The sequence below is a fragment of the Bradyrhizobium sp. WSM2793 genome, assembly GCF_000379585.1.
Lineage (GTDB): Bacteria > Pseudomonadota > Alphaproteobacteria > Rhizobiales > Xanthobacteraceae > Bradyrhizobium.
In genome coordinates this window covers 74,460-86,774 of sequence record NZ_KB902784.1, presented here as the reverse complement: position 1 = coordinate 86,774, position 12,315 = coordinate 74,460, and the positions used below count along the sequence as shown (strand labels likewise).

The 12,315-nt window shown below is 63.7% G+C and carries 11 protein-coding genes; 5 read left to right on the top strand and 6 right to left on the bottom strand.

What is annotated here, in order from left to right:
- Nucleotides 1-118: 118 nt before the first annotated feature.
- Genes A3AS_RS0119440 through A3AS_RS0119420 form a run of 5 tightly spaced genes read left to right on the top strand, consistent with a single transcriptional unit; the run spans nt 119 to nt 5,837 of the window.
- Nucleotides 119-916 (top strand): alpha/beta fold hydrolase, encoded by a 798-nt coding sequence (locus A3AS_RS0119440; protein WP_049814926.1) that lies wholly within the window; start codon nt 119-121, stop codon nt 914-916.
- A gap of 12 nt (nt 917-928) precedes the next feature.
- Nucleotides 929-2,218: an acyl-CoA dehydrogenase family protein gene (locus A3AS_RS0119435; protein ID WP_018319238.1), complete on the top strand. Its 1,290-nt coding sequence runs from the start codon at nt 929-931 to the stop codon at nt 2,216-2,218.
- A 2-nt stretch (nt 2,219-2,220) separates the two neighbouring features.
- The gene (locus tag A3AS_RS0119430; protein WP_018319237.1) at nt 2,221-3,756 is read left to right on the top strand and encodes a class I adenylate-forming enzyme family protein; all 1,536 of its coding nucleotides are present in this window, start codon (nt 2,221-2,223) and stop codon (nt 3,754-3,756) included.
- Nucleotides 3,753-4,841 carry an NAD/NADP-dependent octopine/nopaline dehydrogenase family protein gene (locus tag A3AS_RS0119425; RefSeq protein WP_018319236.1) on the top strand — a complete coding sequence of 363 codons (1,089 nt, stop codon included), beginning with the start codon at nt 3,753-3,755 and terminating at the stop codon, nt 4,839-4,841. Before A3AS_RS0119430 ends, A3AS_RS0119425 begins: the two co-directional genes overlap by 4 nt.
- A 3-nt stretch (nt 4,842-4,844) precedes the next feature.
- A complete protein-coding gene (locus tag A3AS_RS0119420) occupies nt 4,845-5,837 on the top strand; it encodes a 3-hydroxybutyryl-CoA dehydrogenase (protein WP_018319235.1) in 993 nt (330 codons plus the stop codon).
- Here A3AS_RS0119420 and A3AS_RS0119415 read toward each other — a convergent pair.
- From A3AS_RS0119415 to A3AS_RS0119390, 6 genes are all read right to left on the bottom strand, one after another.
- A complete protein-coding gene (locus tag A3AS_RS0119415; protein WP_018319234.1) occupies nt 5,834-6,880 on the bottom strand; it encodes a M29 family peptidase in 1,047 nt (348 codons plus the stop codon). The two genes, A3AS_RS0119420 and A3AS_RS0119415, sit on opposite strands and share 4 nt — an antisense overlap.
- Before the next feature lie 37 nt (nt 6,881-6,917).
- Nucleotides 6,918-7,682, bottom strand: coding sequence for an ABC transporter permease subunit (locus tag A3AS_RS0119410; RefSeq protein ID WP_018319233.1), 765 nt, complete (start codon nt 7,680-7,682; stop codon nt 6,918-6,920).
- Nucleotides 7,682-8,467: an ABC transporter permease gene (locus A3AS_RS0119405; protein ID WP_018319232.1), complete on the bottom strand. Its 786-nt coding sequence runs from the start codon at nt 8,465-8,467 to the stop codon at nt 7,682-7,684. The genes A3AS_RS0119410 and A3AS_RS0119405 overlap by 1 nt, the downstream gene beginning before the upstream one ends.
- The gene (locus tag A3AS_RS0119400) at nt 8,464-9,309 is read right to left on the bottom strand and encodes an ABC transporter ATP-binding protein (RefSeq protein WP_049814925.1); all 846 of its coding nucleotides are present in this window, start codon (nt 9,307-9,309) and stop codon (nt 8,464-8,466) included. The genes A3AS_RS0119405 and A3AS_RS0119400 overlap by 4 nt, the downstream gene beginning before the upstream one ends.
- 116 nt (nt 9,310-9,425) lie before the next feature.
- On the bottom strand, nt 9,426-11,120 hold the full coding sequence (ilvD, locus tag A3AS_RS0119395; RefSeq protein WP_018319230.1) for a dihydroxy-acid dehydratase: 1,695 nt from the start codon (nt 11,118-11,120) through the stop codon (nt 9,426-9,428).
- An 80-nt stretch (nt 11,121-11,200) separates the two neighbouring features.
- Entirely contained in the window at nt 11,201-12,184 is a 984-nt protein-coding gene (locus tag A3AS_RS0119390) for an ABC transporter substrate-binding protein (RefSeq protein ID WP_026202149.1), read from the bottom strand.
- Between the last annotated feature and the right edge of the window lie 131 nt (nt 12,185-12,315).

The window sequence follows — 12,315 nt, the reverse complement described above, 5'->3', positions numbered from 1 at the left end:
GACACGAGAGGGCGGCCCGAAAATTGCTTTAAGTATAAAATTATCGCTTCCCATCCCCCACAGGCCTGTTAGCATCAAGGGCCAAGCAAAAGGATGTCGCGTGTCGCAGCCTGTGCCAATGATAACAAAGGACGGACGCTTCGCCTATGAAGCCGCGGGCGATCCGAATGCGACACCTCTCATTTTCCTGCACGGCATCGGCGGTGCAGCGCGGGCCTGGCGGCGGCAACTTGCCACGTTCGGCGGCGGCTTCCGCGCAATTGCATGGGATATGCCGGGCTACGGCAGATCGGCGCCGCTCGCCAGCGTCAGTATTGCTGCCCTGGCGGAGGCACTCCAGCAATTCATCGAACAACTCGGCGCGGCCAGACCCATCCTGGTCGGTCACTCGATCGGCGGCATGATCGTGCAGAAATGGCTGGTGCAATCTCCAAAGCTGGCACGCGCGGTCGTGCTGGCGCAGACCAGCCCTGCCTTCGGCAAGGCCGACGGCGAGTGGCAGAAATCGTTCATCGCGGCACGGCTCGGGCCGCTCGATCGCGGGGAGACGATGAAGTCACTGGCGCCCTCGCTGGTGAAGGAGCTTGTCGGCGACGATCCCGATCCGAACGGGATGGAGCTTGCACGCGAATGCATGGGGAGCGTGCCCGAAGCAAGCTATCGTGCCATGATGCTGGCTCTGATCGGCTTCGATCAGCGCAGCACGCTTGCGAATATTTCCGTCCCCACGCTGTTGCTGTCGGGTTCCAAGGACAACAATGCCCCCGCGCCGATGATGGCAAAGACGGCGAGCTACATCCCTGGCGCCGAATATGTCGAGCTCGCCGGCGTCGGCCATCTCGCCAACCTCGAGCGCCCCGAGGCCTTCGACGAGGCCCTCGGCCGGTTCCTGAACTCTCTCGCGACCAAAGCGTAAGGTGACTGCGCAATGACCATGCAAGTCAGCAAGACGATCGGCACGACCGACAAGGTTGCACTGGATGCGCCGATCTTCGATCCCGTTGCATTCCGCCTCGGCGACGAGCAGGCCGGCATCATCACCCGCGCAAGGGAGATCGGCCAAAGCGTGTTCGCCGCTCGCGCTGCGACCTACGATCGCGAGGCGACCTTCCCGATCGAGAATTATCGCGACCTGCACCGCGTCGGTCTGCTCGGCATTGCCGTGCCCAAGAAACATGGCGGGCTCGGCGCGAACTACCAGACCTATGCTTTGGCGGCTGCCGAGATCGGCCGCTATTGCGGCGCGACCGCGCTGACCTGGAACATGCACGTGTGCTCGACCCTGTGGTCGGGGCCGCTCGCCGACGATCTCGACATGGACGCGGACACCCGCGCCGAGCACGAGCGGCGGCGCGCGGTTCACTACAAGCGCATCGTCGAGGACGGTGCGATCTATTCGCAACCCTTCTCCGAGGGCGGAGCGGCCGCCGCAGGCGGTGTCGCCTTCGGCACGGAAGCAAGGCCCGTCGAGGGCGGCTGGATCGTCAACGGCAAGAAGATTTTTGCATCGCTCTCCGGCCACGCCGACTATTACGGCGTGCTCTGCACCGAGATCGAGGAAGGCGAGAAGGCGTCTCGCCGCAACACGCTTTACCTCGCGATATCAGCCAAGTCCGAAGGCGTCTCGGTCGTCGGTGACTGGGACCCGCTCGGCATGCGCGGAACGGTTTCACGGACGCTTCTGTTCAAGGACGTGTTCGTGCCGACCGACTCTGCACTTATGCCGCGCGGCGTCTATTTCCAGGCCGCGATGCGCTGGCCGCACATGTTCCTGACGTTGTCGCCGACCTATATGGGCCTGGCTCAAGCCGCCTATGACTTCACCGTGCGCTATCTGCGCGGCGAAGTGCCGGGCATGCCACCGGTCAAGCGGCGGATGTATCCGACCAAGCAGATCGCGGTCGCGCAGATGCAGATCAAGCTCGAGCAGATCAAGGCGATCTGGTTCCAGGCCGTCACCGAAGCCTGCGCCAATCCGAGCAAGGAGCAGGTGCTGCGGGCCTACGCCGCGCAATATTCGGTGATGGAGGGTGCCAACGAGCTCGCCGCGCTCGCGATCCGCACCTGCGGCGGCCAGGCCATGCTTCGCTCGCTGCCGCTGGAGCGGATCTATCGCGACAGCCGCTGCGGCTCGCTGATGCTGCCCTGGACTGCCGAACTCTGCCTCGACCGGATCGGACGCGAGGCGCTGTATGAGACCGGCGAGACGGACGACTGACGGTGGACCTCTGCAGTCTGATCGATCGCAACGCGGCGTTCGCGCCAGACAAGACAGCCATTGCCTTCGAAGGGGAACGGCTGAGCTATGCGGCGTTCGCCGCACGCATCGAACACACCGCGACGGCATTGAAGCAGGAGCTCGGCGTCGGCCGCGGCGACCGCGTCGCCATTCTGAGTCTAAACCGGCCGGACTATCTGGTTCTGCTCTACGCCTGCGCGCGACTTGGCGCGATACTTGTGCCGCTGAACTGGCGGCTCGCCGTCGCCGAGCAGCTCTTCATTCTCACCGATGCGGGCGCCAAGGTGCTGGTGCTCGAGCAGGCATTTGAGGGCGTTCTTTCCGGGCTCGCCCGGACCGCGCCGGGGACTGCCGTCGTCGGCCTCGACTTCGCGCCGCCCCGCGGCACGACATTTGAAAGCCTGCTGGCGCGCAGCGACGGCAGCAGCCGAAATCCGCACACCGATCTCTCCTGCCCGCTGCTGATCGTCTACACGTCGGGGACAACCGGGCGGCCCAAGGGCGCAGTGCTGCGCCAGGAGGCGCTGTTCTGGAATGGTGTCATGAGCCAGCACATGCACAACATGACGTCCGACGATCATGTGCTGACCGTGCTGCCGTTCTTCCACGTCGGCGGCCTCAACATCCAGACCACGCCGGCACTGCAGCTTGGCGCGACCGTCACGGTCCACGCGCGCTTCACGCCGGATACCGCGCTCGCGACCATCGAACAGGAGCGGCCGACACTCACGGTCATGGTGCCTGCAATCATCCAAGCGGTGAGCGAACATCCTGCCTGGGCCGCCACTGATCTTTCGTCACTCAAGGCCGTCGCCACCGGCTCGACCATCGTGCCGCCGCATCTGATCGAACGTTTCGTCGCGCGCGATGTCCCGGTGCTTCAGGTCTACGGCTCGACGGAAACCTGCCCCATCGCGATCTATACGCGCCTCGGCGGCGACCTCTCGCGGGTGGGATCGACCGGACTCGCCGGCCTGTGCTGCGAGGCAAAGATCATCGATCAGGCTGGCAACGAACTGCCGGCGGGCACGCCGGGCGAAATCGCGGTGCGCGGTCCCAATGTGTTCTTCGAATATTGGGGCAATGCGGACGCCACGCGCGATGTGTTGCACGACGGCTGGTATCGCACCGGCGACATCGGCCTGTGCGACGCACACGGCTATTTCTGGGTCCGCGACCGCAAGAAGAACTTGATCATTTCAGGTGGAGAAAACGTCTATCCGGCCGAGGTCGAGCGCGTCCTGCTCGAACATCCTGACGTCAGCGAATGCGCCGTGATCGGCCGGCCGGATCCGCGCTGGGACGAGGTGCCGATCGCTTATGTGATACGGAGATCCGGCTCCCGGCTCGAAGCGGATGAACTCAAGACACACATCCAGACGCAACTGGCCCGCTACAAGGTGCCACGCGATATCGTCTTCGTCACCGACCTGCCGCGCACCGCGCTGGGCAAGGTCCAGCATTTCCTGCTGAAGCAGCTCGATGCGCAGTCGCGCGCGCAAGGAGAAGCATCTTGAAGATTGCAGTTCTGGGTGGGGGAAACGGCTCCTTCGCGGCCGCGGGCGATTTTGTGCTGTCGGGGCATGAAGTGCGGCTCTGGCGCCGCGATGCCGGTCAAGTCGCGGCACATCGCGCCGCCGGCTCGCGCATCCTGGTCAAGGATCACAACGGCCGCCACGACGTCAAGCTCGCGCTGGTCACGACCGACATCGCCGAAGCTGTCAACGGCACCGAGCTGATCCTGTGCCCCGCGCCTGCCTTCGCGCAGACCGATATCGCTCGCCTGCTCGCCCCGCATCTGCGGGACGGTCAGGTCGTATTTCTGCCGCCAGCGACATTCGGCTCGATGATCTTCGCAGAGGCCGCGCGGGAAGCTGGGAACCAGGCCAAGGCAAGCTTTGCCGAAACCGGCACATTGCCGTGGCTCACCCGCAAGCACGGACCGTTCGAGGTCGCGATCACCATCCGCGCCAAACGGCTTCCAGTCGGCGTGTTCCCGCTCGACCGGGCACCGCATGCGCTCGAGGTCATCGGACGCGCTTTCCCCGATACGATCGAGCCGTGCGGAGACGCGCTGTCCGGTGCGCTGATGAATGCAGGGCCGATCATCCATCCGCCGCTGATCGTGATGAATGCAGGTCCAATCGAACATTTCGAGCGCTGGGACATTCACAAGGAAGGCACGCAGGCCGCGATCCGCCGGGTGACCGACGCGCTTGATGCCGAGCGAATTGCCGTACGCGAAGCGCTTGGTTACGGCGCACCGCATTTCCCGCTCGCTCATCACTATGCGAAAGAGGGCGAGATCTGGATGTATGGCCGCGGCTCGCACGACCGGCTGACGGATTCAGACGACTGGCGCGAGCGGATCGTGCTGACGGAGCACCGCTACATGCGTGAGGACCTGCGGCTTGGGCTGTCGCTGCTGGTTTCCGTCGGCGGCCTGGCTGGCGTGGCCACGCCGCTGGCCAGAGCTTTCCTGTCGATCGGCGGCGCGGTCTGCTGCGAGGATTTTGCGCGAGGTGGCCGCACGCTCGAGATGCTGGGGCTTGGTAAGCTCAGCAAGGCTGAATTGCAGACGTTGCTTCGCAATGGATTTTGACCGATGACCAATCGCGCCAACATCGTCTGTCTGGGGGCTGGCCGCATGGGGCGCGGCATTGCCGTCGCTTTCGCCTACGCTGGGCATCAGGTCACGATGATCGACGTCAAGGCGCGCTCCGCGGAGGAGTTTGCCAAGCTGGAGGCGGACGCGCTCGGTGAGGTCGCGAAGACCTTTGCCAGCCTGTCGAAGCTGGGGCTGCTGACGGAGGTGGATGTCGATCCGCTCGTCGCGCGCGTCTCGGTAGTGCCCGCCAGCCAGAGCGGGGCAGCGCTCTCCGAGGCCGGTATGGTTTTCGAAGGGGTTCCGGAGGTCGTCGAGCTCAAGCGCGAGGTGCTTGGGTCAGCCTCACGGCAGGTCCGACCCGACACGATCATTGCATCGACGACGTCGACCATCCTCGTCGATGATCTCTCCGGCGCGATCGTGAATCCTCGCCGCTTCCTCAACGTGCATTGGCTCAACCCGGCCTATCTGATCCCGCTGGTCGAGGTTTCGCCCGGCAGAGCCACCGATCCCGCCATCGTCGCCGAGGTCAAGGGACTGCTCGAAGGCATCGGCAAGGTCCCGGTCGTCTGCGCGGCGACGCCCGGCTTCATAGTTCCGCGCATCCAGGCGCTGGCGATGAACGAGGCCGCACGCATGGTCGAGGAAGGCGTCGCCAGTGCCGAGGAGATCGACAAGGCGATCCGCTACGGTTTTGGCTTCCGCTACGCGGTACTCGGACTGCTCGAATTCATCGACTGGGGTGGCGGCGATATCTTGTACTACGCCAGTCGCTATCTCGAAGGCGCGCTTGGCAGCGACCGTTACCGCGCGCCGGACGTCATCTCACGCAACATGCATGAAGGTCGGATCGGGTTACGCACGGGTGCCGGCTTTCTCGACTATTCGGGCATGGACGTTGACGCCTATCGCGTAAAGCGGCTTCAGGCCATGGTGGATCTGCTGCACCATTTCGACCTTGCGCGTCCACCCGTGCTCGACCGCAATTAGCCGAAGACGTCCTGCAACACGCCTTCGCGAACGACCGCGACGCCATCGAGCTCGATGGTCGTTCCCATCATCGGCAGGTCGAAATGCCCCGCCGTGTAGCGGCCGGCGAACTCGTTCGCGCCGGTCGAGAACAGGAAATTGCCGGAGACGGCCCGAATCTCGGTGCCGTTGGTGTCGCGCTGGTCGTACATCGAAAGCGCTTCATAGCGCGCACCGGGGTTCATGCCGAAGCCGACATGCGACACGGCATATGCCTCGCGATCGCCCCAGGCGGCGAGATAGGCGCGCATCATGGCGGCATCCGTGCCTTCGCCTTCCAGCTCGACGACATAGTCGTCCTTCAACGTCATCTTCACAGGTGACGTCAGGTAGCGCTTGAAGGTGAGATTGATGTCGCCCGGCGCCATCACCAGCGTGCCGTTGATGGTCCCGCTCTTGGGGAAGCTGACGACGATTCCGCCTGGCCAATGCGCCAGCGTGCCGGGCTTGTCGGTCCAGCCCCACACGCCGACTGTGGACGCTCCGACCATATCGACATCGAGCGCGGTGCCGGCCTTCGAGGTCACCCGCATCCGCTTGGTCCCCCGCAACATCTTGGCCGCCGCACGAACGCGCTTCTCGAGCGCAGGATCCGGCACCATCCGCTCCAGCGCTTCGGGATGCTCGTTCGAGATCACCAGGATCCGCGCACCGGCTTTGAGGATCTCCGGCGTCTCCACCGCGTGCATCAGGCCTTCGATGGTGCAATCCACCACGAAGCCGGCCTGCTGAAGTGCGCTGATGACTGGCCCAAGCTTCTGGATCGCCTCGCTCGCCCCCGTTGAGCGAACCGGAACGATATTGCGGTTGCGCGGTGTGGGCATCACCACGTGAAACGGCCGTGCGCCCATGCGCAGCAGCGCGAGCTCCGCCAGATGCACATTCAACGCACGCGACTGGGTTTCCGAGAGGATCGCCGCGGTATCGCCGGCCTTGACGGCGCAACGTTCAAAGATCTCGCAAAATGCGTCGATCCATTTTGCCTCGATGCGATCAGCCAGCATGGTTCACTCCCGGTCTTCTGGTTTCTTCTTGGTCGGTTCACGCCTCGGGAAAGCCCCGCAGCAGGTACGAGCGCAACGCGCCGAGGAGGCCATTCAAGATCAGGCCCAGCAGCGAGATCGTGATCAGCGGCACGAACATGTCGACGGCCTGAAAAGTTCGCGCCGCGGTCACGAGCGCGTGCCCCAATCCGTCCGTCGACGTGATCATCTCTGCCAGAAACACCACGATGCAGGAAATGACAAGCCCGATCCGGCATCCGGTCAGGATCGACGGCATCGCCGCCGGCAGCACCACCTTGAATAGGATTTCGTAGCGCGGCGTTCCCGCCGCCATCGCCGACCAGATCAGCTTCTGTTCGACGGTCGACGCGCCGTAATAGGTCGAGAGCAGAATGGGAAAGAGCGCGTCCGCGGCTACCAATGTGATCTTCGACCCGTGGCCGAATCCGAGCAAGAGCAGGAGTGCCGGATAGAGCGCGACCTTGGGCAGCGGCGCCAATACGCGGACGATCGGCCGAACCACGGCATTGATCGCCGGATTGGCGGCGGCGGCAATGCCGATAGTGACACCCAGCACGACCGCAATCGCGAAGCCGGCAAACAGCCGGATCAGGGTTGCGGCGATCTCCTGCTGAAACGTCCACGTCACGAGTTGCTGGAGCAGCCGGCCGAAGACGAAGCCAGGCGGCGGCAGCAAGACCGCGGGCGCGAAGCCGAATGACACCAGGCCTTGCCACAAGGCGATGACCAGCACGATCGGGGCAATGCCGAGAAGGACGTTTGCGGAGAGAAAGCGCGACATCACGAAAAACTCAGCGGCATGTCGAACTGAGGCTCGGACCAGCGCACGAGTCTGGCCCGAACCCTTTCAAAAATCGCGTCGAGACAGATACCCATCGCGCCCACGATGATGATCATCGCAAAGACGGTGTCGTATTGGCCCATGTCGAGCGCATTGAACAGGATATTGCCGGCGCCGGACTGGCGGGCGATCATCTCACTGGTGATCATCGTGATCAGCGCCAGCACCAGTCCCGTGCGGCAGCCGGTCAGGATCTCCGGCAGCGCCGCGGGCAACACGATCCGCACCAGGCGTTGTGCCGGCGAAAGCCCCATCGCGGCACCTGACCACAGCATCTTCTCTTCGACGGCCTTGGCCCCCTCGAAGCTGTGATAGATCACGGGAAGGCTGACGCCCAGGAAGATCACCAATGTCTTGGTGACGTCGCCGACGCCCAGCCAAAGCATGATGATCGGCATCAATGCCGCCTTCGGCACCGGATAAATCACCATCAGGAGCGGATTGAAAAAGGCCGCGACACCGCGGCTGCGTCCCATCAACAGGCCCAGCGGAATCGAAACCAGCACCGCCACACCGAACCCTATCGCCATGCGGCGAAGCGAGGCCAGAATGTTGATCAGGGATTCCTTGTCGCCAAGAATATCCGGAATTGCCCGGATCGCATCGATCGCCGTCGGGAAACTGTCGTTCTTCAGCGCAAGCGATGCAACCTGCCACACGGCCAGCAACCCGATGCAGGCCAGCACCGGAGCGGCCCGTCTGATCAAGGTGGCCGACGACATCATGATGCCGGCCCGGCTTCGTCGCTTTCATCGAACATGCGCTCGATATCGACGACGTACTTCTGATAGCGGGGGTCGAGCAACAGCTCGTTGCGGCGGCGCGGTCGCGGCAGATCGATGTCGATCACCTCGCGGATGCGGCCGGGCGATTTCGACATCATCACGACTTTGTCCGAGAGAAAGACGGCTTCGTCGACCGAATGGGTGACGAACAGCACCGTCTTGCGGTCGCGCTCCCAGATGTTGAGAAGGTCGTTCTGCAGCCGCGTCCTAGTGTGCGCGTCGAGCGCACCGAACGGCTCGTCCATCAACAGCACTTCCGGATGGTAAGCGAGCGTCCGCGCCAACGCCACGCGCTGCTTCATGCCGCCCGACAATTCCTTGGGGTAGAAGCTCTCATAGCCCTTGAGACCAACCATCTCGATCAAGGCCCGGCTCTGCGCTTCCGCTTCGGCGGCGCGCACCCCTTGCTGACGCGGGCCGTACATCACGTTGCCCAGCACGGTCTTCCAGGGAAACAGCGCAAATTCCTGGAATACCGGTCCGCGATCCGGACCGGGCCCCGTGATCGCATGTCCCTTGATCTTCGCCGAGCCGCTGGTCGGACTGACAAAACCGCCGACAATATAAAGCAGTGTCGACTTGCCGCAGCCGGACGGCCCAAGGATGGAGACGAAGGCGCCCTCCTCGATCGTCAGCGAGATCTCGGAAAGCGCCACATGATCCTTGCGCGCCGAAGTCTGAAAGACCTGCGAGACGCGGTCGATCTCGATGATTGCAGAAGCCGGCTCTTGTGACCTCACCGGTCTCACCCATTCGCTCGATCTCGCAGGCACTACCGTCATCCCGTCTCACTCGCGCGAACATTCCTCGACGAACCTACTGAACGTTCTCCGCCAGCGGCACGAGCTTAGCAAGAAACCTGCCAGACAGGCGGTCGATTTCGCACCCGTGCGGTGCGTCATTCGAACCACGGCCATTCTGCCGGGCCTTCATGCGTCACGGCTCCGCCCGGCGCCTGCCCCACCAGTCGCGCATACTTTGCGAGTGCGCCGGCACGGTGACGCGGCGGACGTTGCTTCCAATCCCGTCGCCGCGCGGTGAGTTCCTGCTCATCGAGCAGCACATCCATCCGCCGGTTTGCGGCATCGATCCGGATCCTGTCGCCGTCGCGAACGAGTGCAAGCGGACCACCAACAAATGCTTCGGGGGCCACGTAGCCGATGCACATGCCGCGGGTCGCGCCGGAGAACCGGCCATCGGTGATCAGCGCCACCTTTTCGCCCATGCCCTGCCCGTAGATCAACGCGGTGACGCCGAGCATCTCGCGCATGCCGGGGCCGCCGACCGGCCCCTCATTGCGGATCACGAGGACCTCGCCCGCCTTGTAACTGCGGTCACGAACCGACGCGACGCAGGCTTCCTCGTCCTCGAAAACGCGCGCCACGCCTTCGAAGAATTGACTCTTCAAACCTGCAACCTTGATCACCGCACCGTCGGGACAGAGATTTCCCTTCAGCACCGCCACGCCGCCGTCAGGCATGATCGGCGCGCGAGCCGCATGCACAACGTCTCCGTCGGGTGCGTTGGCCCCGCCATATTCTTCGGCAAGTGTACGGCCAGTGATGGACAGGCAGCTGCCGTCGATGTGCCCGCTCTGAATCAGCTCACGGATCACGACCGCCGCGCCGCCGATGTCGTAGACATCCTTTGCCGTATATTTGCCCCCAGGCCGCAGATTTCCGATCAGCGGCGTCCTGGCGAAGACCTCGCCCACATCGTCGATCGTGAACGCAACGCCGGCCTCATTGGCGATGGCGGGCAGATGCAGCGCGGCATTGGTCGAACCACCCGTCGCCGCAACGATCGCCGCGCCGTTCTCGAGGGACTTCCGCGTCACGATGTCGCGAGGCAACGGCCCGCCGCGTTCCAGCATCTCCATGATCAGGCATCCGGCGCGCCGAGATATCTGCGCACGCTCGGCATAGACGCCGGGCACCATCGAGACGTTGGGGATAGTCAGGCCCATCGCCTCCGAGACCATTCCCATGGTGTTGGCGGTGAACTGGCCGGCGCACGCGCCGATCGTCGGCAAGCAGGCACGCTCGATCCGCTCCAGCGTGGCGCCGTCGATCTCACCCGTCATGAAGCTGCCAACGGCCTCATAGGAGTCGAGCACCGTCAACGTGCGCCCGTCCACGCGGCCCGGCAGCGCGCTGCCGCCATAGATGAAGATGGAGGGCACGTTGCAGCGAACCATGCCCATCATCACACCGGGAAGCGTCTTGTCGCATCCGCCGTATCCGATCAGCGCATCGTAGGCCAGACCATGGACAACGGCCTCGATCGAGTCGGCGATCAGTTCACGCGAAAACAACGAGAACTTCATTCCCTCGTGGTTCATGCTGATGCCGTCAGAAACCGACACGGTCGAGAATTCACGCGGCGTGCCGCCGGCCTCCTCGATGCCCGTTTTGGCCGCGGCCACCTGAAAATCGTGGGTCATGTTGCAGGGCGTCTGCTCGCCCTTCATGCTGACAACGCCCACCATCGGCTTGGCAATCGCAGCGTCGTCGAGCCCCATCGCGCGCATGAATGCGCGGTGCGGGGCCCGGTCGAGACCGTCAGTCGTGACTCGTGATCGCAACTTCTTCATACGTGCATCTTCTTCGTGCCTCGTCCCGGATGACCCGGGACGCCCGCGAGCACCTGGCTCGGATCATCCGCCTGGTGGCCTTACTGCAGCGGCGCGACGATCGTCGGATGCTTGAACTGCGCGACATCCAGCTTCGGCAGCATTCCGGTCTCGGCGTAGATGTCCAGCATCTTCTGGATTGCCGGGAAGTTCGGCGCCGCGCCTGGATCACGGCCGAAATCGTTATCTTTGAGCAGGTAGGTCTCGAGCACCGGGAGCGGCGCCTTCAGCACTTCATTGACGACCTTGAGAGTCTCCTCGCGGTTGGCCAGCGCCTTTTTCATGCCCGAGGTGATGTCACGGACATAGGTCTTGACCAGTTCCGGGTTCTTGTCGACGAAATCGGCACGGCAGGCTTCCAGGATATGCACGATGTTCGGCATGGCCTGGGACAGCGAGAAGAGCTTCCTTGTACCGCCCTTTGCCTCCGCCCGCGCGGCGAACGGCTGGTTCATATTCACCGCATCGACGCGGCCTTGGCGCAGCGCATCCTCGGAGACGGCAAAGCCGACCTCGACCAGCTTGATATCCTTGGCCGGATCGACGCCATTCTGCTTCAGGAGCAGGTTGAACGGGCCTTGCGTGCCGCCGCCAATCACGGAAATGCCAACCGTCTTGCCCTTGAGGTCGGCAATCGTCTTGATCGGCGAGTCATCCATCACGGCCCAGTAGACCGAGAAGCCGCCGGGCTTCTCGAACACGTGCTGCGCCACGATGTAGGCTTTGAGATTACCGCCGACCACGCCATTGGCGAGGGAGAGCGGCGCCTGCGTCGCGCAGTCCAGCGCGCCGGCTGCTAGGGCCTGCGTCATCGGCGCGGTGCCCTGGAATTGGGTCCATTCGATATTGTAGGTCTTGCCGATACTGGGAAACTCAGCCGGGCGGCGCATCATCCAGTACTTCGATTCCTCGGCCGGGATCGTCCAGCCGACGCGGATCGTCTGCTGCGCCCATGACGGGCTTGCCCCCGCGCTCACGGCCGCTGTCGCCCCCAAAGCCAGGATCCATCTCGAAACGGTTCGCATCGTGCCCACTCCGCTGCTCCGGCGCCGACCGGCGCCACCCAACCCCGACCGGGCTCAAATCTTTCATGGTTCAAACAATCAGGCAAGCCATGCGAGCCCGGCGGTTTTGCCGTCCGATACGCAATGTATGG